Raw genomic sequence first — 23401 nt, 5'->3', positions numbered from 1 at the left:
TCACCTCTTCTCCTTCTGTTATCTCCACCACCTCTTTTTTTAATCGTGAATTTTTTCCGGTTATTTCCGTCCCTTTTCCCTCCTTTCGCGGAAATCTATGAACCACCTGTTTTTTTCCAATGAGAACACAACCTCATACTTCCTGTTCTGCTCAAGTGAAAATAGGAGAGGCATTGGAATAGTTGTCTCGTAGCTGCTTCCCCTCCTGTAAAGTTTTCTTGTGAGTTCTCTCATTTTCTGATTCGGTTTTATTCGGCCAAATATACTTATATTAATGCTTATTTAAATACTTTTCTATTTTATTATTTTTATACTTAAAAAAATACTTATATTCCCGTTTGATGAAACTTTGGGATGCGCAGAATCAAAAGATTTTTAATCAATAAATGATTGAAATCAGAATGTCCGTTTTCGGGATGTCATAAAATTAAAGAGGTGGTTTTGAATGGTTGATTATATCAGCGCAATTAAGCGCCCTTTTTCAGATTTCAGGAATCTGATAATCGGGATTCTTCTCGGAATCATTCCCATTGTGAACCTTTTTGTCTCGGGCTACGTTCTTACCGCAGGAAACCTTTCGCTCAAGAAAAAGCTTGGGCTTCCAGAATGGGTTGACTGGGGAAATCTCTTCATAAGGGGGCTTTGCTCCATTTTTATATCCATAATTTACCTGATTCCTGCTCTTGCTGTTTTTTCAGCTGCAGCAGCGATATTCATTGCAAAGGTTTCATACCTGTTTGACATTGCAGGAGTAGTTGACGCATCAGGATTGACTCCTGAAATCATAAGGGAAGTGGTTAAGTTAATTCCAGTCCCCCTCTCTGCTGCTTTTGCAGTGCTCTTCATTCTTGCAGTGTATGTCATGCCTTCAGCATGGCTGAAATATGCAAAGGACTGGAAGATAAGGGAAGCATTCAGGATAAAAGAGGTTTTCAGGAGGGCTTTTTCAGCAAAGTATTTTCTGACATCAGTTTTCACAGGGATTTACAGCGCCATTATTTCAGTGCTTCTTTCCATGATTTTTTACAGCGCAACAGGTTTCCTTGAAATGCTGTCCTCTTCAATTTATTCAATGACTGCGGGGATAACATCGATTACTGCATTTGCAATGGTTTTCTGCGAGGATAAGAAAACTGAAAAAAGCACTGTTAAGCATGTGGTAAAAAAGGCAAAGAAGAGGAAATAAGCTTTTTTTATTTTATTAATTTATTATTTTATTATTTTATTATTCTGTTATACTATCCTGTTGCGTTGTCTTTTTTAATTCATTTGTCGCGCTTTTCTTTTATGGCTGAAAAGCCCTTTTTGGCATTCAGATTTCTTCTTTTGCGAGTAATTCAAAAGATTTAAATATCATAAAATTCTAAAGTTAGGCATGGCATTATCCCCGAGTGAGAAGTCGCTTCAGAGCGTGAGCGGCGAGGGAATCCTGAAGTGCCCGGAATGCGGAAGCACAGAAGTTGTCAGGAAGGACAATGAAGTGTACTGCAAGAAGTGCGGCGCAGTCATAGAGTAAGATTTGAATATTCTTAATTCTATGTTCTATTCTCTTTTTTAATTGTTAAATAATCTTATGAGTGAAATTACTTAGATATCTATCAGAATGAGATGGTTTAGTTTTTTTAACAGTTTATCTGCTGGGTTCCTTCTTCAAGGCATAGAACTTTGTGATTTTCTATTCTGTAATATTTTATATTAGGGTTGTCAACCTTTGTCTTGCAGCAGATGTTGTCAGCAACGCTTTTTACAAAAAGGTCATAATCAGTTTTTAATTCCTCATATTGCTTTGTTTTTGAATCAATTTGCGATTGCAGCTCCTCTATTTTTGCGTTTTTATTCTCCATTAACTTGCTGCAGTTCAAACTTAGAACATCCAGTTTTGCTTTGTATTCCCGACTAATATTGTTGCACTTTTCAAATTCAGAAAATAGTTGTTCATTGAAGTTATAGCATACAGATAAGTTTGTATTTTTTGAAAGTATTTCTTCGTGAAGTTCATCCAGATTTTGTATATATTCTTCAAAAGAAGAATTTATTTTGACCATCTCTTGGTAAACCGCGTATCCTGTTATTGACGGCCTTATTATAAATACCCCCATAAAAATTACAATTATTGAAAGAAGAGCCAATAATACAGAAAGCCTTAAGTGTTTTTTTTGAATTATCTGTTGCAGATTCATCGGATTTTTGATTTAACTACCTCCAAATTTATAAATTTTTTTGTTTTTTCACCAATGAAACATTCTTGTTGATCCATCCCCCTCTTTTTAGATATATTTTTAACTTAAACCCCCTTAATTAACTGCCATGTTTCACAATATCGCATTAGTCTGCTCAACAGAGGACCATGCAGGAATGAACATAAAGGATTCTTTCCTTGAAACAGCTGAATTTATGAAATGCGGGGTTTTTGATTCATACCCTGTTTTTGAGAGAACTTTTCATGCGGGCTCTAATGAAGTCAAGGCAAGGATTTATACAACTGACTCAGAGCTTGTGCATTACGAGAACCTTGACCGGCTTATCTCAGCGGATTTTTTCATCTTCATGAGCAAGCATCGAAGCGAATCTGGAATTCCCAGTTTAAGCGTGCACTCTCCAGGAAACTGGGGTTCAGCAGGGCTTGGCGGCAGGGATAGGGAGCTTTGCGTCTGCCCGGCATCCTTTCTTAAGAGGGCGATGCAGATTCTTGAAATAAGGGGAAATGGCTCGGGGTATGATGTTGTCCAGGAGTGCACCCACCACGGCCCTTTCCTTGAAAAGCCGTGCATGTTCATTGAAATCGGCTCTGAGCTTGAGCGCTGGAAAGACAGGAAAGCAGGCAAAATCATAGGGGAAGCCCTTTTTGAGCTTCTTTCAAATGAGGTTCCGGAGTGCCCTTCTGCTGTCGGGATAGGCGGGCTTCACACCCTTTCAAATTTCAAGAAAATCATAATAGAATCCGGGATTGCAGTCGGGCATGTATGCCCAAAATACATGCTTGATAATATTGATGAGGAAATAGTTCTTCAGGCAATTGAAAGGACTGTTCCAAAGCCCGAGTCAATAATCCTGGACTGGAAGGGCATGGGGCAGTACAAGGAAAAGGTTGATGCGATTGCAGAGGGAATCTCAAAAGCGCGCGGGATAAAAGTGATGCGGACAAAGGATTTCTGAACAGAAAGAATTAATTAAAAATCTTATCTTCTATCTTACTTGCAATTTATGCTAAAAAACGGCGCTAAAACTCAATACAAAGAAATCAAATGATTTCTTGAACTGAAAATCTTTGATTTTCATGTGCAAAAAAGCGGCAAAGCCACTTTTTGCATCCTAAAAATTTGCCATTGCAGATTTTTATGATTCCAAAATTCGCTTAGCGAATTTTTGGTACTTTAGTTTAGAGATAAAGCGCCGTTTTTGGCATCCTAAAAATCCGCGAATCAGAGAGCGTCCGAACGCTCTCAGCGGATTTTTATGATTTTTAGCAGAAATAAAAAATTTTTTATAATAGCTCTTCTTATCAATAGTGTTTGTTTAATAAGAGCAAAGAGAGGCGCATTAATGTTCATAGTTGAGAAAAACAAGAATGAGATTCTTTCCCTCCCTGCAAAGGAGATAAGCGCAAGGGATTCCAGGCATCTTTCATCTGAGCTTGCTGTAAAAATCCTGAATCTTCTCTCAGCAAAAGAGATGTATGTCATTGAGATTTCCAAAGCGCTGAAGGTGAATGAGCAGAAGGTGTATTACCACGTCAGAAAGCTTGAAAAGGCAGGCATTGTGAAAGTTGTGAAAAGCGAAAGCAAGCAGGGCGCTCTTGCAAAATACTATGCTCTTGAGGAGCCTTCTTTTGTAGTCAAGTTCCGGGATTTTGAGAACAGCCCGAACATGCTTCACCTTGGGGGAGAAAGCCCTTTTTTTGAGCCCTTCATAAAGGATGGGCAGCTGGATGCTTTCTTCATTGTGGGAAGCCCTGACCCCCACGGCCCTGACAAGGCGCGCTCAAGGGACGGATATTATGCAGTTGACTTTGCGCTTTTCCTTGGAACCTTTCTCAATTATGTGCCCTCATTTACTGTAAAGCTCGATACTGAAGTAAAGGATGAGGACCTTAAGGAGAATCTTATACTGATAGGAGGTCCTGTGACAAACAGGATTGTGAAGGAGGTAAATCCAAAGCTTCCTGTGAGATTTGAGAAAAAGGATGTGTGGAGCGTTTATTCAACCCTTTCAGGCAAATCATACTCAAATGACGAGATCGGGATAATTGTCAAGGCGAAGAACCCGTTTAACCCCGGAAAAAGCATTCTTATCCTTGCAGGGAGAAGGTATTCTGGGACAAGGCGCAAAGGTTGTGGAAGGGGTTGATTTGGATTCAGACGGGATTATTGACAATGTTGAAATAAGGGAATAAAAAGAATAAAGATTTCTGTTTACATTCTCTCAAGCGCCGGAATACCAATCAGGGAAAGCCCGTTTGCTATGACTGTTCTTGCGCTTTCAGTGAGAATCAGCCTTGCCTTCTTGACTTTCTCTTCTGCTTTCATAATCTGGCATTCGCGGTAGAATATTGAGAACTGCTTTGAAAGCTCAAGCAGGTATTTCGGGATTATGAACGGCTTGTATTCCTCAGTTGCCTTTGAGATTACTGAAGGGAATTCTGAAAGCTTTCTGATGAGCGCGCTTTCCTCAGCTGAATTCAGGACTGATAAATCAGCTGATTTAATCTCTTCAGCAGGGATGAACTTTTTGTTTTCCTCCTTTTCCTTTCGCAGGATTGATGAAGCCCTTGTGCAGGCATACTGCACATAGGATGCTGTCTCGCCCTCAAAGTCAAGGGCTTTTACTATGCTGAATATTATCGGCTTGTTGTTGTCCTGGTTGAGCATTGAGAATTTCATTGCAGCAATGGCTATCTTTTTTGCTGTATCCTCTTTTTCCTTCTTTGCCCATTCAGGATGCCTCTTCTCAATCTCGCTTTCTGCCTTTTTCATCATCTCTGATGCAAGAGTTCCGTATGTTACAACATTCCCCTCTCTTGAGGACATCTTTCCCTCTTCAAGCATCACAAGCTCGTGCGCAAGGTGGTAGCATTTTTTTGCATTGGGAAATCCCATGAGTTCAAGGGTTTTGAAGAGCTGCTGGAAATACATTTTCTGCTCTGAGCCGACAACATATATGCTTCTGTCTATCTCATATTTTCTGAACTTGTCCTCTGCAAGCCCGAGGTCCTTTGTGGCATAAAGGGCTGTCTTGTCTGTCCTGAGTATGAGAAAAACATCAAGATTGTATTTTTTCAGGTCAACTATTATTGCGCCCCGGCTTTCTTCTGCTATTTTCTTTTTCAGGAGCTCGCTGACTATTTCCTTTCCCTTCTTTTCAACCTCGCTTTCAAAGAAATAAATATCAAAATTTATCCCGAGCTCCCTGTATATCCTCTTGAATTCCTCAATGCTCCATTCTCTTGTCTCTTTCCATAGTTTTGTTAGTGAGCTGTCGCCCTCCTCAAGCTTTTTTGCAATGAGGGCAGCCTCTTCTTTTAGCGAGGAATCCTTTTTCTCCTCTGCCTCTGCTATTCTTTTTGTTGCATCAGTGTAAACCTGCCCCAAAAATTCCCCCCTTTCATTTTTTGGAATCTTTCCAAGCTCTCCGCTGTGGAATTTTTCAAGAGCCCAGAGGCATTTTCCGACATGAGCCCCGACATCCCCGATGTAGTTGGCTGCTGTAACATTGTATCCTGAGAATCTCATAACCCTCACAAGGGAGTCCCCGATTGATGCATTCCTGAGATGCCCGATGTGAAATGCCTTGTGGGTGTTGGGGTCAGAAAACTCCACCATCACCTTGTCTTTTTTCTTTTCTCCTGAGCCGTATGAATCGCCTTTTGCTATTATTTCTTTAAGGACCTTTTCTGCAAAAATCCCTTTTTTCAGGAAAAAATTAAGATAGGGCCCTGTGCTTTCCACCCTTTCAATGAACAGATAATTTTTTTCAGAAAGCGCCGAATTTGCCTTTTTGCTTATATCCATGGCAATCTGCGCCGGGCTCTTTTTCATTGACTTTGCAAATGAGAAGCATGGAAATGCATAGTCGCCCATCTCCATCTTCGGAGGAACTTCAATCAGGCTTTCAATATCCTCTTCCTTATTCCCTGTTGCTTCTGCAAGGAGGGAAGCGATTTTCTTTTTTTCATTAATCTCTTCTTTCATTTTATCTGGATTGTTTTTTTTAGTTTATTTATAATTATCCTGTTTTGCTGTTTGATTTTGAAAATTCATTGATGCTCATTCATTTATGCACAATATGTTAATCATATCTCTTTTCTTATTGCCCTCTTCTTCGGGCTTTCTTTTTCAGAGAGTGCCTCTTCAAGCGCAATTACCTTTTTCTTGTAGCGCTCAATTATAATTTTCATCTCCCCGCTTTTGTTCGCCTCGCTCACAGCTGAGTTGAAGAGCATCTGCTTCTCCCTGTGCACATTGTCTAATATTGCATCCCTTCTCTTTATCTCCTCTTCAAACCACTTCTCCATGTTCTCTATTCTCTTCTTAAGGGATTCTACTGTTTCAACCCCGCTCTTTGCAAGCTCAAAAAGCTCCTCAGCGCTTGCCATTCCTGAATCATCTTTATCTATCGCGCATGGCTTTTTCTTTTCCTGCTTTTTTTTATTAAAAACCTTCCGCATTCTAAACTCTCCATCTCTTTATGCAGTCTTCCTCGACAAAATGAAGCTTTCCCGGGATTATTATGCAGTGAAGCGGCTTTCCAAAGTCCTCGGCAAGAAGTTGTTTTGCTGTTCCTGATTTTATCGTTGAATCATCTGAGCCCATCCTTGCGCATCCGATGCAGAGGGTTTTTTCTGTGAATATCCCTTTTTTTCTCCTGCCCTCAATATCAAGCATGTATTTTATGCCGTCGTTTGCAGTCATAAATTTGCCTTCTTTCGGGCGCAGGTCCAGCAAAATGAGGGTGTGAGCCCCTATTGAGAGGTTTTCTGCAAGAACATCATAGGGAGTTTCAGGAGTGAAGCCCTCCTCAGGAAAGGGAATGCTTGTTGTTTTTCCAAACTTGTAGAGCTGAAGCCCAACACTCCCTATTGCATTCAGGATTGAGGCATTGTTAACCACAAATGCCTTTACCCCCTTTTCCTCTGCTTCACGCATTATCTCGGCGTGGGTTGTTGCGCTGAGGGGGTCTCCTACGACAAGGACTGAAACATCAGAATTCTTTGCCTTTTCAATCAGTTCAGACGAGCCCTGCTCCATATCAATCCTTTCAGCGTCTAAAATCTTTTTTCCGATGAGCTTTTCCAGCTTCTCCTTTCCAGCAGGAAGGATGGCAGTGTATCTCTCAAGATAGACATAATCTGATTTTTTAGCAAATTCCAGCCCCTTCAGGGTTATGTCCCTTTCGTCACCCAGCCCTAGTCCTATGAGGTAAAGCGCCATTTTTATCCAGTTTGGAATTATTTTGATTCAATATTTAAATCTTTATGATAATCTGCTGCGCTTTTTTCCCGTCGGAAAACCCCGTTTTTTGAATATAATTAAAGGTATACTGAAATACTAAAGAGCCCATTTTGAGTATTAATATATAAATGCGCTATATGGATATAGATTTTTGAAAATATATTTCAGATTCCAGAAATATTTATATACTTATTAACTATGAAGAAAATATAAAATTTTCAAACAAAGTTTTTGGCGAAACCTCGTTTGAAGCAATCGTTTCTTGAATTTTGGCGTAAAATAGTTGAATTACCGAAAAGGTTACCTGTTGGCGCAAGTATCTTTTTCTAAAAGTAGTAAAAACCATACTAGAATATAAATATTATGGTTTTGTATTATGTTTTTTCCAGAATATAGATTGGAACGATGTGTGGGCTTTTACAAACAAATAGCAAAAACAGACAAAAGGGGGTTGAAAAAATGGACTATATAATACAGAACGCATTGGAACATTCGGACAGGAAAGTTGAGGGACTTGAAGGGCAGGCCAACATTAAGGTTATAGGCGTTGGTGGCGCAGGAAACAATATGGTTTCATGGCTCTACCAGAAGGGAATACGCGGAGCTGAGATTCTAGCCTGTAACACAGACAAGCAGCACCTTGACATAACTGAAGCTGATCGCAAATTCATCATCGGTAGGGATGTGACAAGAGGGCTCGGATGCGGAGGATTCCCGGAAAAGGGAGCTGAGGCAGCCAAGGAGAACATGCAGGAGCTGAAAGAGGCTCTCAAGGATGCGGACATGGTTTTTGTGTGCGCAGGAATGGGAGGAGGAATAGGAACAGGAGCAGCTCCAGTCATTGCAAAGATTGCAAAGGACATAAACTCAATTGTCATAGGAACAGTAACAATGCCCTTCAAGATTGAAAGAGTGAGAGTTGACAAGGCAGAATTCGGGCTCCAGCAGTTAAGGCAGGTTTCTGACACAGTTGTCGTTATAGACAACAACAGGCTTGTCCAGATTGCAGGCGGGCTTCCAATCCAGCAGGCATTTGCCGTAGCAAACGAGCTCATTGCAACAATGATTAAGGGAATTGTCGAGACAATTGCGGTTCCAAGCCTTGTAAACCTGGATTACGCAGATGTAAAGGCAATCATGAGCAACGGCGGAGTCGCAGCAATCGGAGTCGGCTCATCTGATACCAACAACAGGGTTGAAGAGGCAGTTAACGGAGCGCTCTCAAATCCGCTTCTTGACATCAACTACAAGGGAGCAACAGGAGCCTTAATCCATGTGACAGGAGGCCCAGACATGACTCTTGAAGAAGTCAGCAGGGTAGGCGAACTTGTGACAGAATCCATGGACACAGATGCAAATGTCATCTGGGGAGCAAGGATTCAGGAGGACATGAAGGGCAAGCTTGTTGTGATGACAATAATAACAGGCGTAAAATCTCCATGGCTCCTCGGAAAAGACGAGTACAAGAGAAGCATGACAGCTGCGAACAGGGCTGTTGCAAACCATGTCAGCGACGAGCTGGGGATTGAAATCCTTCAGTAAGGCAAATCAGTAAAATGTTTTTTGCTCCGGGCTTTTCCGGAGCCTTATAGCATTTTCACGCTCACAAATTCATGATTGAGAGGGATCGCAAAAAGTCACTTATTCACGCTCACCTTCGGGTGTTGACTTTCTGCCTTCATTTTCCCACCCCCACAAACCTAAATGAAGGCAAAAACGTTTGTCTCCTTGCCGTGAGGCAATGGAGAACTTTTTTTTTATTTTTTCTTTTTTTTCTTTTTTTTAAAAAATAGCAGCAGCGGCAGGACTACAGAATCAATTTCTAAAAATTAAAAGCATGAAATATTTTCGGGCTGATTTTTCCAATAATTCAGAATGCCTTTTTTTAGAATACCTTTTCTTCCTTGCAGATGTTTGAGAGGACGCTCTGGGCTGCTGCTATGAATTTTTCCTCATTTTCTGTTTGTATCACTGCGCCTGAAGCATTCCGGTGCCCGCCTGCTTCACCGCCTGCAATGGATGTTATCTTTCTCATAACAGCGCTCATGTCATGCTCTGACTGCTTTCTCCCTGCAACCCTTCCAGACACCTTTGTCTTTCCGCTTTCTGCCTGAGCCATTGACACAATTATTGTTCCCTCAGGTATCATTCCTGACTTTGAGATGATTGAAGCCATTGTTCCAATAACTGTTGGAATCACTTTGTCCGAGGCATTTATTATCATGAAGCCGTCGCCTGACACAACTGCCTTTGATTCTCTGTTCTCCTCATACCACTTTAGGGATTTCATTATCTCCTTTTTGTAGTCAACAAGCGTTGAGAGCGCCTGCTGTTTTGCGCGCGAATCCCCAAGGCATGCGCCTATACCAAATGATGCCTTTCCCATCCTTCCGCAGGCATTGAGAAGGGTTGAGAATTCCTTTGCATCTCTCAGGGGCGATTCCTCTTCCTCTCCCAGGATTGTGTAGACCTGTCCAAGGATGTCCTCTGGATTTTTCTCTTCAAGGCGCATAAGGATTATTCCTGTAACAAGCTTTTTCATTTCTTCACTTGAAAGATTTGGGAGTTTTTTCCAGCTCCCTTCGCTGTTCCTGGGATTTATCCCAAGGCTTTTCAGGAATTGTATTGAGCTGCTTTCAGAGCCTGTAATTCCGGGAATGAAGAAGTCTGTGCTCTGCTCAAGGAGCTTGTGGATGGGCTTTGTCTGGGCTCCGAAGAGCCTTAATCCCTTTTCCACTTTAATCCTGCCGTTTTTTTCAGCGGTTTTTATGATGGATAAGTTTATGCCTGAGAATCCGTTCCTGTCCTGTATGTCCCCGATAGCGCCTATAAGCGCAATGTGCGCCATGTCCTCATTTTTCTTGTCAATCTCAGTTGCGAAAAGGAATACAACGCCTGCTCCTGATATTTCCGAATCGCCGTCTATTCCCGAAAGGTGGGGGTTTAAATGAACTATTCCGTCTGATTTTTCAGATTCTTCAGAATTTCTTTCAATGTCGTGGTGGTCAAGTATGAATACTTTTTTCTCTTTCATGAACTTTCTTATCCTGAAAATCTGCCCCGAGCCTATGTCTGTAAAGAAGAAGGTTTTGTAGTTTTCCCTGGAAAGCTCGGATATTGCCTTTTCATCCAGCTGGGGAATTATGGAAAGGGCGTATCTGCGGTTGAGCCGGTTCAGCATCCTTATCATTATTGATGCAGCGCTTATTCCGTCGCAGTCAAGGTGGGACACAAGCCTTATTGTTTCCCCCTTGTCAAGCGCCAGAAATTCATCAGCAGCAATCTTTACATTCTTCATGAATGCTTCAAGAGAGTCCTTTGCCCTGCACTCTTCAACATCGCCCAATTTCCTATCCACCTCTTAAAATTAAAACCGCACAGATTCGCAGTAAAGCAGAATCTGAAATTAAGGAAGCCGCTTATTAAATATATTGTATCTGCAAAATAAGTTAAAAAGAATATAATTCAGATAATCAGATTAAAAATAATAAAATAATGAAAAATATTATAAAAAATAATAAAATAATTTAAGGCGCTTACTCTATGTAAAGCCTTATCTTTTCAGGCTCATACTTCCATTCAACAGGAACCTTTCCTGTTATCTTGTAGTATTTGACAAGCCTTCTGATTTTTGACTCAGTGAGTATCAGCCCTCTCTTTGCGCTCTGGTCTTTTGCATTTTTCTCAATGTGCTTCCTTATCAGGACTATCCTTCTGAGGAGCGCAATAAGGTCTTCAGGGAGCTTTGGGAGGAGCTTCTTGTCTCCGAGTATCTTTGAGATTGTCTCTCCTGTGAGAGCCTTTACATCAGGGATTCCGTATGTGTCCCTTAAAATCATTCCTATCTCTGAGCCGCTCTTGCCTTCTTTTCCGAGCTTTGCAACAAGCATTTCAACTTCCTTGGGAGCGTATCTTATCCAGCTTTTTTTGGTTGCTTCCTTCGGCTTGTTGCTTCCGGCTTTTCCTTTCCTTCTTGAATGCATTCTTGCCATTCTTGTCCTTCCTCGCATTTTTCAGCAGAGATTATACAAAAAAGGCGCTAAAACTCATTACTTTAGTTGCGAGATACAGCGCCTTTTTGTATCCTAAAAATCCGCGATTAAGAGAGCGTCCGATCAAACGCTCTCAGCGGATTTTTATGATATCCTGCCTTTTTAATATAGGAGAAATCAAAAACTGTTTCTCCAGCGCAGACAAGCTTTCACCGGTCTGCCTCTCGACGTTATCAATTTTGTTTTATTAAAAAAATAAAAGCATAAAATCAGGGTTTATACGAATTCAACCTTTTTTGCCCTTTTTCCTTCCTTCTGCACGCTGCTCTTCTTGCACACGCTGCATTCATAGCGGAAGTCAGTCTTCTTTGACTGCTTTTTTCCAGCCATCTTCCAGGCGGTTACTGCTGGCTTGGAATACCTTCCATGCCCGCCCTGCCCTCTGGCACGCCCCCTCTTCCTGGCCCGGTACTTTGAGCCGTAGCTCAGGGAGCTTGGCTTTTTCTTTTTGGATTGGAATACCTTGTGAGGCGTATGCTTCTTGCAGTGCGCGCAATACCTTTTTATTATCTTTGGAATCTTCATGAATGATGAGGATTAAGGGGGTATTTAAAAACTTTTCTAAAAAGAATTGCCGGGATATTGCAGGATTGAAATTAAAAGAATTGAAAAAAAAAGCATAGAAAACAGCAGCAGAATCAAATGCCGGATTTTTATCCGACGTAGTTAAGCTTCTTTTTTTCCTGCTCGTCTGTTGCAGCCCTGCTCTTCTCTATTACCTGCTTGAGCTTGTTCTCAAATTTCTTTGCATTGTCCAGGAGCGGCTGGTAGTCAACCTTGAGGCTGAAGCGCTTGTCAAGAATCTTTATCAGCTCGGCAGATGCCTTGCTGTCAGGCAGCTCTGAATTTGTTTCTGCAAAAAGCCCGCTTATGCTTTTCAGGCATGTGAGGAGCGCCGCTGTTGTCCCAAGGATTATCCCCTCTTTCAGGGGCTTTATCCCGAGAGATTCATAGTCCTTCTCTTTTTCCTTTTCCTTGCAGAAGAAGAAAACATCCCCTCCTGCTGCAGGGGAATTAACGCCTTCAAGGCTTACGAACTCCTTCACCTCAAGCTCTTCTTCCAGCTTCATGAAGTCCTCTGAAAGCTCGCGGAAGTTCTGCCCGGTAATCTTGTTCACGCTTCTAATGAGAATTATGTTGTATTCCTTGCTGTAGAAGACTCCCATGGATTCAACAAGCTTTCCCTCGTGGATTGCCACAAGCGGTATTTCCTCTTTCAGGCTTATCCTTCCGATATGCTCTGTCTTGAGGTGCTCTATGAGAAATTCAACTGCTATTGTTCCGACAAGCCCGAATCCCGGGAAAGCCTCTATCACAACTGCGTTTTTTGGTTTTTTTGTTAGGTATAGCATGCTTTTTTGAAAATCAGTTTTATATAAATACCTTTTGGTGAGCCGGGGTTATTTTCAGCTCAATTCCTGAGAGCCGCATTCTAAAAACCGGAATATGCTTTTTCTCCAAACTTTTCCTCAAAAATGAAAATCTTTATAAACAGGTGTTTTTTCCCTTTCATTAAGATGGCTAAAGCACAAAAATTAGACAAGACACAGAAAGAGAAAAAGAAATGGTATGAGATTCTCGCTTCAAAGAACTTCAATGAGGTCTCTATGGGAGAGACTGTTACAGCTTCCCCAAATTCGCTTATCGGAAGGACAATAAGCGTCAACCTGATGAATATCACAGGGAACATCAAGAAGCAGAACATAAATGTCAAGTTCAGGATTACTGAAATAAAGGACAACAAGCACGCCCTTACCGAACTTATCGGGTATGAAATGATGCCTGCCATGATAAAGAGGATTGTAAGGCGCGGAAGGGACAAGATAAGCGACTCGTTCATAGTCAAGACATTGGACGGCAAGATTGTCCAGTTCAAGCCGGTTTTCATAACATCGGGAAACACAAGCAGGAACGTAATTGCAAGTCTCAGGAGGGCTGAAAGGTATTTCATAATAAAGAGCGCAACTGAGAAGAATTATGATGACATTGTTTCTGAAATAATCTCGGGAAAGTTCCAGAGCGAAATGAACTCGTTCATCAGGAAGGAATATCCCCTGAAGGTGTGTGACATAAGGGCATTCTCTGTTCTGCAGCCGACAAGGGCAGTCAGGATTGAGAAGCTCAGGAAGCAGGATGAGATTCTCTCCAATCCTGAAGAGGATGAGGAGATGGAAGGCGAGTCAGAGGATCAGAGGATAATTGAGAACATCAAGAAGAAGGAGTCTGATTCTGAAAAGCATCCGGAAGACCTGCCAATAGATATTGAAGAAGAGAAGGAATCTTCGGAATAAGTTTTTTGGAGGCGGATTAAAATTTCTTTCAAACCTGTTATTGACTATAAGAAATGCAAGAATACAAAGACATGCATAAGCGTCTGCCCCATGAGCGTGTATGCCGAGGAAAAGGGGAAGACAGTCGTCAAGAAGCCAAATGAGTGCATAGGATGCAGGGCATGCGAGGTTCAGTGCCCGCACTCTGCAATAAAGATTAATGAGGAGTAAACTCCCATTATTTTTCTCCTTTTATTCTTTTTATCATTTTCTTCTTATGCAATAAAAAGTTATTTAACCAACCTCTTTTTAATTCCATAAAATGATATGCCTTGGGATTGAAAGCACAGCCCACACATTTGGAGTGGGAATCGTGAAAGAGGAAAATCGCGAAGTCTCAATTCTTGCAAATGTGAAGTCCGCATACACTTCTGAAAAGGAGGGAATTATCCCCTGGGAGGCGGCAGAGCACCATTCTGAATGCTTTGACTCTGTTATAAGGCAGGCGCTTTCTGATGCAAATGTCTCATTTTCCGACATTGACCTGATATCCTTCTCTCAAGGGCCCGGATTAGGGCCTTGCCTAAGGGTTGGAGCATTTGTTGCAAGAACACTTTCAGTGCTTTTGGATAAGCCGCTTATAGGTGTTAATCACTGCATAGCGCATCTTGAAATTGGGCGGCTTGTTACTGACTCAAAGGACCCGGTTCTTATGTATGCATCAGGCGCAAACACCCAGATAATCGCATTTGAAGGCGGGAGATACAGGATTTTCGGGGAAACCCTTGACATGGGAATTGGAAACATGATTGACACCTTTGCAAGGAAGATTGGGATGGGATTTCCAGGAGGGCCTAAAGTTTATCAGCTTTCCCTTGAAGGAAAGAATTACATTGAACTGCCCTATGTGGTTAAAGGGATGGATGTGTCTTTCAGCGGGATACTCACCAACATCGGGAAAAAGTATGAAAGCAGGGAATATTCTGTTCCTGACTTGTGCTATTCCCTTCAGGAGACTGTTTTTGCAATGCTTGTTGAGGTTTCTGAGAGGGCTATTGCCCACTGCGGAAAGAGCGAGCTTCTCATGGGCGGAGGGGTTGCCTGCAACAAGCGCCTTTTTGAGATGGCAAAAAAAATGTGCGATGAGCGTGGTGCAAAATGCTTTTCGCCTCTTCCTGAGCTTCTTGTGGACAACGGGGCTATGATTTCATGGCTCGGGCTTCTTGAGCACCAGAAAGGGGCAAGGCAGAGTCTTTCTGAAACTGCTGTTCGCCCCTATGAAAGAACAGATGACATTGATGCATTCTGGCACACAGCAGAAAAAAATTATTCCTTCAGGAAGAAAAATTAAAAACCCAATAAAGAATAAAACAAAATTTAGTAAAGGCGTTCTTTCTTAATTCTCTTTCTTAATGTCTTCAGCTGCTGCACAGTTCGTCAGGCTGCCAGGTGTAAGGGCAGAAGTCAGTTATGTCAATGCACTGGTTCTCTGCCTTGTATGCCTTTACTCTGCAGCACCTATATCCATTTGGGCAGTTGCATTTTGGGGCAACATGGGATACAATATCGCTGCACACAAATGAGTAGCCCTTGTCAGAGTCAGGCGAGCTGCCTGTTCTTTCGCAGTAGTCTGCGCAGTCGCCCCAGCTATTTATGTTATTTTCTGCCTTGTTAACTTTAAGCCATTCTCCCTTCTCGCAAACCTGGCAGTAGCAGAAGTCTGAGGCGCATTCCCGCCTTGCATCGCTGTCCTTTAATGTGTTTGCGCATTTTGGGTCGTCAGGGGAGCATTGTGTTTTCTTCATGCATCCTGATGAAGCAAATAGGATTATCAGAATTGAAAATGTTATGATTATAAACTCTGTCTTTTTGCTTTTCATTTTTTCCCTTCGCTTTTTCTCAGCAGATTACAGGGCCGATTATCGCAGCCGGCTCTGTTATCCCTTCCTCAAAATAGGACTTTGTGTTGTAGACAAGTATCCTGTTCTTTCCTGATTCAGATATGTAAAGGTAGGAAAAGCCCTTGTCTCTTGGCTCATCAATCACATCAAGCCCTGTTGGAGTGTCCAAGCCGTCAATTGACTTTCTTTTGCTGTAATCGTCGCTGTCTATCTGGTATACCTTTCCGTTGACTGAATCGCTTACATAAATGTATTTTCCCTTTGTGGCAATTGCGTAAATCCTTGCGCTTTCCTCAAATTCAATTGTTCCTTTAAGCTTGAAATTGCCGCTTGAGAAATATTCCTGGCTGTCAAAAACCTGGATTCTTCTGCTCTGGCTGTCCACTGCAAATATCCCGTTTGAATAAACTGTAATGTCTGAAAGCTCCCTGAATTTTCCCTCTTCAAACTCTGATTCAGTGTGCGAGCCGAATTGCCTGATAAATTCCAGAGTCCTGTCCCTGCTGCTTCCTAATACTACAATCCTGTTGTTCTTAAGGTCAGCTATGAAGAGATTCTCATCATAAACCTCTATCCCTGCAGGGAAGCTGAACTGTGTTCCTCCGGCAGAGCTTTCCTGCTTTATGAAAGTGTATAATTTTGAGGGCTCGCAGTAGTTAAGCACCTGCACCCTGTTGTTGTTTGAGTCAGAAACATAAACCCTGTTGTAGTCGCCCTGGTCAACTGATATTCCTGTAGGAGCATTGAACTCTTTTCCCGGAATTGTCCCTGCGCTTCCGTCAGGATTTCCAAAAATGTATTTTTTGACAAAAGATGGCTTTTCATCATCAAGAGTTTCAACAGGCCTTTTGAAAACTATAATCCTGTTGTTTCCTGTGTCTGTTACAAATATCTCATCTCTCGACCTTACTGCAATTCCAGTCGGGTTCCTGAACCTGCATGTGTCAAATACCTCTTCTGGCTCTGATTCAATGCATTTTTTTGCAGAATCATCCCATTTGAAATCAGCCATGCAGTCGCACTCATAAAGCGCCTTTTTCACGCAGACAAGCCCTGCGGAATCATCGCATTTGGGTTCATTGTCAATTGAGCACTGTTCCTGGTATGAGCGCTTTTCTGCGCTTTTCGGCTTTTCATCAGTTCTTGTTACATTATTCCTTTCTGCATATGCCTTTACTGATTCAGGAAGTTTAATGTTGTTCTTCAAGTTTTCATCTGCCTTGAATTTTCCTTCTCTCTCGTCTTTTGCTGTGTCTTCAATGTTTCCGTCGCTTTCCGCAGATATTATCTTTCCGTCATTTGCTATTGTTACCCTGACATATGTTCCATCCAGCAAGGTTGCATATACAGTTATTATGCCCTCTTCATTTTTTGTTATTCTTTCAATAGCGCTTGAAGGCGCAGTGCAGGATTTCCTGCAGACATTGTCTGCGCAGCAGCTTAATCCCTCATTGAAAAATCCGCAGCCGTATATGCAGCAGGGCTGGTTTTCAGCTCCGCATGATGGCTCCTGCTTTGGAATGCAGCAGTCAAATTCGCAGTTTCCGCATGCGCTCTCTGGAACGCCAATTGCTTCAGAGAGCCCCTCTGTTTCCCCACAGTTCCAGTTTGTGAGTATTGACTTGTTCAGGCACATCCCTCCAAGTTTTGCGCACTCGCTTTTTATGCATGAATTATCATTTTTCTGGATGCAGCTCTTTACAGCAGGAACATATTCTTTTCCTTCTTCCCTTTTTTCAGCAGTTAATATGCTGCATTCGCATCTTGTTCCTGTTCCGTCAGGCATGCATTCCCCGCACTGCGCAAGCCTGCATCCTGGAAAGCCCTCTGCAAATGAGCTCTTGCAGTCAGTATCTTTTATCGCATCCCAGAAAAGGGGCTTTTCATCCTGGCTGAAGCAGTCTGTGTCATCGCAGTCAACCTTTCCGTCGCAGTCATTGTCAATCCCGTCTGAGCAGAGTTCAGAAGAAGGGATGCATTCAGGAATTTTTGCGCATTTTCCGCTTATGCATGAAAATCCTGCGCAGCATGCCCTCAAATCAGTGCGATTTTCAGAAGAATCAGTGCATACTGAATTTTCATTTCTGCAGCATCTTGCTGATTGATACTCAATTTCTCCGATTTTTACTGTAAAGTTTTCAGCAGAGCCCTTTTTCTCCTCTTCGCTGAGCCCTTTTTCAGGAAGATCATAGCTGCAGGAAAGGGCATTTCTCCCGCTTATTACACTTCCTCCATATGCTCCGTTAATATCAAAATAGTCAGTGCACAAGCCCGATGATATGTTGCATACCTGCTCTGCAAGGTAATACTTCCCTTCTTTTTCAATTATCTCGTCAGGATGCGCCCCAATATTATCTGTGCATACTCCTGCAAAAAATCTCAGCGGATATTCTGAATTTGGGTCTGTTCCCTCGCTTTTTGAGCACTCTGCAATTGAAAGTTCTATGAAGAGAAGCAATATGATTAACGGAGCAGCCATCCATAAATCCCTTTTTCTCATCTTATGCATCTCAATTTTTTTAATCATAATATAATCATAATATTTTACCGCTTTTGATGCCTTTTATCTCATTATGATATTATAATTCTTATCTCTTTTTTATTTTCCTCTCGTATATATCCATTTCATAATTCTCATATTATCTTTTTGTGCCGTGTTGCGAATATAAACATGTATTCAGGATTTGCCTTCCTGTCGTAAATCACCCAGAGCGTGCTTATCCTGTCATTAAGGAATGCCCATTCTGTTTCCATCTTAGTCACTATTCTGAACAGGAAATTGTAGGAAAATAAGGGGTTGTTCTGAAGGCTGCCGCCTGTTTCTGCGATTAGGGCAATATCTGCCTCATTTTCTGAGTATTCAACGCTTTCAATTATGTTCTCTGCTGTCTTGACTATCCTTCCGAGCTGTATATCAACCACATTCTGAAAGCTGTTCAGGCTTATTGAGGTGCTTCCCCTTATTGCAGTTATTGGGTAGTCCATCTTCAGCAGGACTGAGCTGTCCCTTATCACTGAGGTTACTTCAGGAATTCCCTCTTCTATCTCGTAGCCCTGCTTTCTGAAAATCTCAAAATCCACGCAGTTCCTGATTTCACCCTGGACATAGTATGAAATCTCCTGCTGCATCTCTTCAATTGAGAGAAGCCATTTCTTCCCGTTTGGATTGTTCTCATCATACAGATAGGTTGCCTTGCCGAAGTCAGTGCTTATTTCATTTACATTAATGTCAGGGTAAAGGTATCCGCCGTATCTTCCGATAAGGAATACTGCGTTTTTGGATGTGAAGTCAAAGCAGCTCTTGACATATGACTCTATTGACTGGCTCATTATTGCTTCTGACGGGATTTCCTTTGAGCTTTTGATGTTCTGGCTCGCAAAGTAAAATATTCCGAATGCCACGCATATCACAATTCCAATAAGAACGAAAACCGCAAGCTGAGCCTTTTTATTATGCATTCTGTCACACACTTTTTCTTTTTTTTTAGAGGGAAGGGCGCCTATTTAAACATTTTGATTATTGCTTTTATGCCCCAAGCAGGAACTTTGTTGCAAGCATGAACGCCATTCCGATAACAAACATCCCGAATGCCAGCATTGACTTTTTCAGGTCTGCCTCTTTGTGAAGTTCAGGTATTAAATCAGAAGCAGAGATGTAAATGAATCCTCCTGCCGCAATCGGGAGCATGTATGTGCTGAATGATGAGCCTGCCGAGAAGAAATATCCGATGATTCCTCCGATTATGCAGGTGAGCTGGGCGAGGAAATTGTACAGGAGCGCCTTTTTCCTCTTTTCGCCCCCGTACACCATTATGCTGAAATTCCCGAGCTCCTGGGGTATTTCGTGCAGATAAAGCATCAGGCTTGTGATTATCCCGAACCTTACGCTTACTATGAAAGCAGCTGCAACTACAAGCCCGTCAACAATATTATGGACGCTGTCGCCAATAACAACAAGGGATGTCATCGGATGCACATCGCAGTGTTCCTCGTGGCAGTGCCTCCATTTGAGGACTCTCTCTATTGCAAAGAAGATAAGGAAGCCAAGAAGGAAAAGTGAAAGGGCAAGCTCTGCCTTCATCTTTTCAAGCCCCTCGAGAAGCATGTGAAAAAGCCCTCCTGCCATAAGGGCGCCTGCTGAGAATGCGACAAGGGAGAAGATTGTGCTCTTAAGAGTTTTCTTTTTCATGAAGAATGTGAATATCCCTACAAATGCAAGAAGCCCGTCAATCACGGTTGCAAGAAGTATCCATAAAAATGTATTCATCATTTTCACCTTTTATTTTCTGCGGCTTTATTCAATTTATATTATAAGCTTTTCCTTGTCGCCCTTTATGTAAGCGGCAATTTTATCCTCATCGAGAGATAGTCCTTTTTTCCTGAAGAAGTGGCACATGTTTTTTATGTCCCTTTTCAGGTATTCTGAAAAATTTGGATTCCTATCTGTTGTTGCCTGGCTGAAGTCTATGAACACCGGCTTTTCATTAAAAATGAGGATGTTGAATTCCGAAAGGTCTGAATGGACATACCCTGCCTTGTAAAATTTTCTAACCTGCGTGAATACCTCAATGGCAAATGCGGAAAGCTCTTTTGGGATTTCATCCTTGAGTTTTGGCGCAGGGTTTTCATCCCCGATGTATTCAGAAACGAGAATATTGTTCAGGAACGCTATCGGGTAGGGTGCGCTTAAGCCAGCTTCTCTTGCCTTCATCAGGTTTCGGTATTCTCTCTGGCACCAGGCAAGTATCACCTGCCTTCTTTTTTTCTTCATCCCGATGTATCTCGGGTCTGCCCTTATGTAGTCATACATCCTGTTGAAGTCGCAGGTCTCAAGGCGGTATATCTTTACTGCAACCCTGTCACTGCCCCGCTTCGCTGAGAACACATTCGCCTCTTTTCCAACTGATATCGGGCTTTCCAGCTCATCAAAGCAGTTCTTGTCTATAAGCTTCTCTATGGTAACAAGCGCGAAATTGTCAAATACATCCCCCCACACCTTGAATTTCTCATTGGCTTTGCGCATGCTGAAAAATACTCCCCCTCTATTAATAAACCTTTTGCCCTGTTTTATCACTGCCCGAAATAACTCTTTAATATAACCATTTCTAAATAACTATTGGAAAAACAAAGATTTAAATATTAGTTAATAATTATTTTTTTTGGGGAAATAAAGAGTTTTTTTTGATTTCACGCTGGTTTAACCCGAGGTGATGGGTGCGGGGTGGACTTTATGGAAAATAAGAAAATTTTTAATGTGATTTTTAGAGAGAAGCCGGCAATGATGCTCGTGGAGCTCAGGAATGCCAAGTCTGAGATATACGCCTCATCACTTGCAAAAGTGATTGACTGCACCTATTCACATGTTGTGAAGATTCTGCAGGAGATGCAGAAGGCAGGGCTTATCAATTTCGAGAAGCAGGGCAGACTAAAGCTTCTTACCCTTACAAAAAAGGGGCAGGATGTTGCCGAGAATATTGACAAGGTAAAAAACAACCTTTAGGCATTTAAGGAACCATTTTTTTTGCAATCTGATTTATCTCTGCTATTAATGGCTTACTCTTTCTTTTTCTTTTTCACAATCTTGTCCAGTTCAGTGAGCTCTATGAAGTTCTTCCCCATTTCTTCTATCTTTCCGACCCCGTAGTTTATGTTTCTTGTCGTCATGTAAAAGAAGCTCTTCACTGGCTCTATTGCAATAAGCTTCACGAAAAGCTCCTCGCTCGCAACCTCCTTTATCCCGAGCCTCACTTCCCTGATTTTCGGCATGAAATAGGCGACTGCGGCAAGCCTTAGAAGCCCTGATACAATGAATATGACATGGTATTTTGAAAGGGAGATTATCGGAAGCGCTATCGGCGCTTTTATCGCAGACATTATTAAGCCGCCGGCAAGTGCTCCTGAAAATATTGCAATTCCGTCAAGGAAGATGTAATATGAGAGGCACCTAACTCTCTTCTGGGGGCTTACTGCGTCATAAATGTAGTTTGATGAGCTCAGGTTGAATCCAGCCCACACAAATCCCGAGAATGCATTGATTATGAAAAGGTAATAAGGGTTTGGGGAGAGTATGAAAAGTATTGGAACTAAAGGTGTTAGATATCCGGTTATCTCAAATATGTGCCTGTTCCCGAATATGTCTGAGTATTTCCCCCAGTAGCTCATGACAAGGAATGTCACAACTGTTGTTGCGCTGTTGACTATTGTGTAAAGCCAGAAATTCATACCGAGCCCTTTCAGCATGTATGCTGTAAAAAAAGGGGATGACACATAAACTGCAAAATTGAAGATGCAAAGGAAAATTATGAATATCCCGAAGTTGTTCATCCGCATGTTCTTTATGAACTGCCAGAGGGTGAACTTGTTTTTTTCCTCAATGATATACTGCTTTTCATGTATTTTTCTCATGAAATGCCAGGATATCATCCTTGCGACAAATGAAAGCGCGAAGAGAATTGCAAAGCCGTATAGCACAAAGTCCTTTTTTTCATTTATTGAGAACAGGTATATCACTCTTCCTGCTATGAGCATTGCAAAAAAGTTTATTGCGCCGGCAATCTTGTTTCTTATCCCGAAGTACTTGCCTCTTATTTTTTCTTCGGCAATTTCTCCCATCATGCTGCTCCATGCGGGATTGACAAATATCCTGAAGCTCACTTCCATTGTGAAGAATATCAAAAGAAGAATTGGGTTTTTGAAATACAGCGCAATTGAGGTTATAAGAAGCCATGTGCACGCCTGTGCGAATATTCCCGAGAGTATTATCTTCTTCCTGTTTTTTATCCTGTCAATTGCGCCCACGCTGAAGAGCTGGAAGAATGATGCTATGAGAACAGGGAATGTCTCAATAAAGCTGAGCTGGACATCAGTTGCATTGAGCTTTACTGCAAATGAGCTTATGTAGTTCTCTCCGAATCCAGTCATCACTGAGTTTGCAGAGCCCTCAATTATTGAGTATTTGAGGCTTTTTTTGCTGGTCTCATTGTTTTTGCCGTCATCAGGTATAATCCGGTCCAAAATCCCCTTCTTATGCTCCTTTATTGCATCTTTCGGGATTGTTATCAGAATCCTGTTTTCTGGATTCTCCTCTTCAATGACTGGCTTGAGCTTGGATGCGATTTCTGCCTTTTTCTCATCCTCTTTCAATTTGGCAGTTTCTTTTGAAGAAGCTTTTCCTGAATCTTTTATTCCCAGCCCATTCATCCTATTTTCACTCTCTTTTTCTCTCAATGCCAAAATTTGAGGTGATATTTAACATTATCGGATTATGCGAAAATACTTTCAGAGAAAATATTAAAATTATAATTATAAAAAAATAGTTGTTTTCGTATTCGTCAACAACGTAAAACAAACGTCTCATCATAATTATTAAAAAATTGTAATCGTCAACACCAGAAAAACAAATTCTTTTCAGTAATTATGGTGAGTGTTCAAATAATCAGGTTAAAAAATAAGAAGTTTTAAAAAAATAAAAAAGCGGGAAGTGTTTTATTTCTTCCCTGCTGCCGGCTTCTGCTCCGGCTTTGCCTCGGCTTTTGCTCCTGGAGCTGGAGCGCCTGCTGCTCCCGGCACTTCCTCTGCCGGCAGGAGTTCTGTGATGATTTCGTCTGGAATCTTTGCTTCCCTCATCTTCATCTTTATTGCCTTTTTCTCCTTGCCCTGCATTGCGCTCATTATCTCCTTCGCTTTTGCCATGAACTCCTCTCTTCTCTTTTCGAGTTCTTCTGCGAGGT

Annotated in this window: 24 protein-coding genes; 9 read left to right on the top strand and 15 right to left on the bottom strand. The window is 41.8% G+C overall.

Annotation, left to right across the window (positions count from 1 at the left end):
* Positions 1–60: 60 nt before the first annotated feature.
* Positions 61–234 carry a hypothetical protein gene (locus NTV63_04750; GenBank protein MCX6710227.1) on the bottom strand — a complete coding sequence of 58 codons (174 nt, stop codon included), beginning with the start codon at positions 232–234 and terminating at the stop codon, positions 61–63.
* A 211-nt stretch (positions 235–445) separates the two neighbouring features.
* Between NTV63_04750 and NTV63_04745 the strand changes: the two genes are divergently transcribed.
* Positions 446–1186 (top strand): DUF4013 domain-containing protein, encoded by a 741-nt coding sequence (locus NTV63_04745; protein MCX6710226.1) that lies wholly within the window; start codon positions 446–448, stop codon positions 1184–1186.
* Between the two features lie 189 nt (positions 1187–1375).
* Positions 1376–1516, top strand: coding sequence for a hypothetical protein (locus NTV63_04740; GenBank protein MCX6710225.1), 141 nt, complete (start codon positions 1376–1378; stop codon positions 1514–1516).
* 106 nt (positions 1517–1622) lie between these two features.
* Here the strand turns inward: NTV63_04740 and NTV63_04735 are convergent, their stop codons facing one another.
* The gene (locus tag NTV63_04735) at positions 1623–2129 is read right to left on the bottom strand and encodes a hypothetical protein (protein MCX6710224.1); all 507 of its coding nucleotides are present in this window, start codon (positions 2127–2129) and stop codon (positions 1623–1625) included.
* A 178-nt stretch (positions 2130–2307) separates the two neighbouring features.
* Between NTV63_04735 and NTV63_04730 the strand changes: the two genes are divergently transcribed.
* Both NTV63_04730 and NTV63_04725 read left to right on the top strand, forming a co-directional pair.
* On the top strand, positions 2308–3156 hold the full coding sequence (locus NTV63_04730) for a hypothetical protein (protein MCX6710223.1): 849 nt from the start codon (positions 2308–2310) through the stop codon (positions 3154–3156).
* Positions 3157–3543: 387 nt separating this feature from the next.
* Positions 3544–4347, top strand: coding sequence for an S-layer protein (locus NTV63_04725; GenBank protein ID MCX6710222.1), 804 nt, complete (start codon positions 3544–3546; stop codon positions 4345–4347).
* A 65-nt stretch (positions 4348–4412) separates the two neighbouring features.
* Here the strand turns inward: NTV63_04725 and argS are convergent, their stop codons facing one another.
* From argS to dph5, 3 genes are all read right to left on the bottom strand, one after another.
* On the bottom strand, positions 4413–6188 hold the full coding sequence (argS, locus tag NTV63_04720) for an arginine--tRNA ligase (protein ID MCX6710221.1): 1776 nt from the start codon (positions 6186–6188) through the stop codon (positions 4413–4415).
* A 101-nt stretch (positions 6189–6289) separates the two neighbouring features.
* Positions 6290–6664: a hypothetical protein gene (locus NTV63_04715; protein MCX6710220.1), complete on the bottom strand. Its 375-nt coding sequence runs from the start codon at positions 6662–6664 to the stop codon at positions 6290–6292.
* A gap of 1 nt (position 6665) precedes the next feature.
* Positions 6666–7427, bottom strand: a complete 762-nt coding sequence (dph5, locus tag NTV63_04710; protein ID MCX6710219.1) for a diphthine synthase — start codon at positions 7425–7427, stop codon at positions 6666–6668.
* Between the two features lie 480 nt (positions 7428–7907).
* On the opposite strand from dph5, the gene ftsZ reads away from it, so the two are divergent.
* A complete protein-coding gene (ftsZ, locus tag NTV63_04705; protein MCX6710218.1) occupies positions 7908–8990 on the top strand; it encodes a cell division protein FtsZ in 1083 nt (360 codons plus the stop codon).
* A 343-nt stretch (positions 8991–9333) separates the two neighbouring features.
* Here the strand turns inward: ftsZ and NTV63_04700 are convergent, their stop codons facing one another.
* The 4 genes from NTV63_04700 to NTV63_04685 all read right to left on the bottom strand — a co-directional run bounded on the left by NTV63_04700 (position 9334) and on the right by NTV63_04685 (position 12852).
* Positions 9334–10794, bottom strand: coding sequence for a DHH family phosphoesterase (locus NTV63_04700; GenBank protein MCX6710217.1), 1461 nt, complete (start codon positions 10792–10794; stop codon positions 9334–9336).
* Positions 10795–10984: 190 nt separating this feature from the next.
* Positions 10985–11440 (bottom strand): 30S ribosomal protein S15, encoded by a 456-nt coding sequence (locus NTV63_04695; GenBank protein ID MCX6710216.1) that lies wholly within the window; start codon positions 11438–11440, stop codon positions 10985–10987.
* 276 nt (positions 11441–11716) lie between these two features.
* Positions 11717–12025 (bottom strand): 50S ribosomal protein L44e, encoded by a 309-nt coding sequence (locus NTV63_04690; GenBank protein ID MCX6710215.1) that lies wholly within the window; start codon positions 12023–12025, stop codon positions 11717–11719.
* A gap of 128 nt (positions 12026–12153) precedes the next feature.
* Positions 12154–12852 (bottom strand): PAC2 family protein, encoded by a 699-nt coding sequence (locus NTV63_04685; GenBank protein ID MCX6710214.1) that lies wholly within the window; start codon positions 12850–12852, stop codon positions 12154–12156.
* Between the two features lie 165 nt (positions 12853–13017).
* On the opposite strand from NTV63_04685, the gene NTV63_04680 reads away from it, so the two are divergent.
* The 3 genes from NTV63_04680 (at position 13018) to NTV63_04670 (ending at position 15121) form a co-directional block, all read left to right on the top strand.
* Positions 13018–13791 carry a hypothetical protein gene (locus tag NTV63_04680; protein MCX6710213.1) on the top strand — a complete coding sequence of 258 codons (774 nt, stop codon included), beginning with the start codon at positions 13018–13020 and terminating at the stop codon, positions 13789–13791.
* A gap of 39 nt (positions 13792–13830) precedes the next feature.
* The gene (locus tag NTV63_04675; GenBank protein MCX6710212.1) at positions 13831–14001 is read left to right on the top strand and encodes a 4Fe-4S binding protein; all 171 of its coding nucleotides are present in this window, start codon (positions 13831–13833) and stop codon (positions 13999–14001) included.
* Between the two features lie 91 nt (positions 14002–14092).
* On the top strand, positions 14093–15121 hold the full coding sequence (locus NTV63_04670; GenBank protein MCX6710211.1) for a bifunctional N(6)-L-threonylcarbamoyladenine synthase/serine/threonine protein kinase: 1029 nt from the start codon (positions 14093–14095) through the stop codon (positions 15119–15121).
* A 67-nt stretch (positions 15122–15188) separates the two neighbouring features.
* Here the strand turns inward: NTV63_04670 and NTV63_04665 are convergent, their stop codons facing one another.
* The 5 genes from NTV63_04665 to NTV63_04645 form a co-directional block, all read right to left on the bottom strand.
* A complete protein-coding gene (locus tag NTV63_04665) occupies positions 15189–15650 on the bottom strand; it encodes a hypothetical protein (GenBank protein ID MCX6710210.1) in 462 nt (153 codons plus the stop codon).
* Between the two features lie 19 nt (positions 15651–15669).
* Positions 15670–18198, bottom strand: coding sequence for an NHL repeat-containing protein (locus NTV63_04660; protein ID MCX6710209.1), 2529 nt, complete (start codon positions 18196–18198; stop codon positions 15670–15672).
* A 107-nt stretch (positions 18199–18305) separates the two neighbouring features.
* Positions 18306–19130: a hypothetical protein gene (locus NTV63_04655; protein ID MCX6710208.1), complete on the bottom strand. Its 825-nt coding sequence runs from the start codon at positions 19128–19130 to the stop codon at positions 18306–18308.
* Between the two features lie 67 nt (positions 19131–19197).
* Positions 19198–19938 carry a ZIP family metal transporter gene (locus NTV63_04650; protein ID MCX6710207.1) on the bottom strand — a complete coding sequence of 247 codons (741 nt, stop codon included), beginning with the start codon at positions 19936–19938 and terminating at the stop codon, positions 19198–19200.
* A gap of 36 nt (positions 19939–19974) precedes the next feature.
* Positions 19975–20694 (bottom strand): serine protein kinase RIO, encoded by a 720-nt coding sequence (locus tag NTV63_04645; GenBank protein ID MCX6710206.1) that lies wholly within the window; start codon positions 20692–20694, stop codon positions 19975–19977.
* 207 nt (positions 20695–20901) lie between these two features.
* Here NTV63_04645 and NTV63_04640 point away from each other — a divergent pair, with 207 nt between their 5' ends.
* Complete coding sequence (locus NTV63_04640) at positions 20902–21171, top strand: winged helix DNA-binding protein (protein MCX6710205.1); 270 nt, start codon at positions 20902–20904, stop codon at positions 21169–21171.
* Between the two features lie 53 nt (positions 21172–21224).
* On the opposite strand, the gene NTV63_04635 is transcribed toward NTV63_04640, so the two are convergent.
* On the bottom strand, positions 21225–22871 hold the full coding sequence (locus NTV63_04635) for an MFS transporter (protein MCX6710204.1): 1647 nt from the start codon (positions 22869–22871) through the stop codon (positions 21225–21227).
* Between the last annotated feature and the right edge of the window lie 530 nt (positions 22872–23401).

Source organism: Candidatus Woesearchaeota archaeon (genome assembly GCA_026394965.1).
In the GTDB taxonomy this organism is placed as follows: Archaea; Nanobdellota; Nanobdellia; order Woesearchaeales; family 0-14-0-80-44-23; genus JAPLZQ01.
Note: the sequence above shows the minus strand (reverse complement) of the source record. Positions and strands in the feature narration are given on the sequence as shown.

Bases quoted from the DNA above. Each gene is read 5' to 3' on its own strand.
- NTV63_04670 (MCX6710211.1), top strand. From the start codon at position 14,093: ATGATATGCCTTGGGATTGAAAGCACAGCCCACACATTTGGAGTGGGA.
- NTV63_04745 (MCX6710226.1), top strand. From the start codon at position 446: ATGGTTGATTATATCAGCGCAATTAAGCGCCCTTTTTCAGATTTCAGG.
- NTV63_04640 (MCX6710205.1), top strand. From the start codon at position 20,902: ATGGAAAATAAGAAAATTTTTAATGTGATTTTTAGAGAGAAGCCGGCA.
- NTV63_04665 (MCX6710210.1), bottom strand. From the start codon at position 15,650: ATGAAAAGCAAAAAGACAGAGTTTATAATCATAACATTTTCAATTCTG.
- NTV63_04645 (MCX6710206.1), bottom strand. From the start codon at position 20,694: ATGCGCAAAGCCAATGAGAAATTCAAGGTGTGGGGGGATGTATTTGAC.
- NTV63_04685 (MCX6710214.1), bottom strand. From the start codon at position 12,852: ATGCTATACCTAACAAAAAAACCAAAAAACGCAGTTGTGATAGAGGCT.
- NTV63_04690 (MCX6710215.1), bottom strand. From the start codon at position 12,025: ATGAAGATTCCAAAGATAATAAAAAGGTATTGCGCGCACTGCAAGAAG.
- argS (MCX6710221.1), bottom strand. From the start codon at position 6,188: ATGAAAGAAGAGATTAATGAAAAAAAGAAAATCGCTTCCCTCCTTGCA.
- NTV63_04660 (MCX6710209.1), bottom strand. From the start codon at position 18,198: ATGATTAAAAAAATTGAGATGCATAAGATGAGAAAAAGGGATTTATGG.
- NTV63_04715 (MCX6710220.1), bottom strand. From the start codon at position 6,664: ATGCGGAAGGTTTTTAATAAAAAAAAGCAGGAAAAGAAAAAGCCATGC.
- NTV63_04695 (MCX6710216.1), bottom strand. From the start codon at position 11,440: ATGGCAAGAATGCATTCAAGAAGGAAAGGAAAAGCCGGAAGCAACAAG.
- NTV63_04650 (MCX6710207.1), bottom strand. From the start codon at position 19,938: ATGAATACATTTTTATGGATACTTCTTGCAACCGTGATTGACGGGCTT.
- NTV63_04750 (MCX6710227.1), bottom strand. From the start codon at position 234: ATGAGAGAACTCACAAGAAAACTTTACAGGAGGGGAAGCAGCTACGAG.
- dph5 (MCX6710219.1), bottom strand. From the start codon at position 7,427: ATGGCGCTTTACCTCATAGGACTAGGGCTGGGTGACGAAAGGGACATA.
- NTV63_04655 (MCX6710208.1), bottom strand. From the start codon at position 19,130: ATGCATAATAAAAAGGCTCAGCTTGCGGTTTTCGTTCTTATTGGAATT.
- NTV63_04680 (MCX6710213.1), top strand. From the start codon at position 13,018: ATGGCTAAAGCACAAAAATTAGACAAGACACAGAAAGAGAAAAAGAAA.
- NTV63_04740 (MCX6710225.1), top strand. From the start codon at position 1,376: ATGGCATTATCCCCGAGTGAGAAGTCGCTTCAGAGCGTGAGCGGCGAG.
- NTV63_04635 (MCX6710204.1), bottom strand. From the start codon at position 22,871: ATGAATGGGCTGGGAATAAAAGATTCAGGAAAAGCTTCTTCAAAAGAA.
- NTV63_04730 (MCX6710223.1), top strand. From the start codon at position 2,308: ATGTTTCACAATATCGCATTAGTCTGCTCAACAGAGGACCATGCAGGA.
- NTV63_04725 (MCX6710222.1), top strand. From the start codon at position 3,544: ATGTTCATAGTTGAGAAAAACAAGAATGAGATTCTTTCCCTCCCTGCA.
- ftsZ (MCX6710218.1), top strand. From the start codon at position 7,908: ATGGACTATATAATACAGAACGCATTGGAACATTCGGACAGGAAAGTT.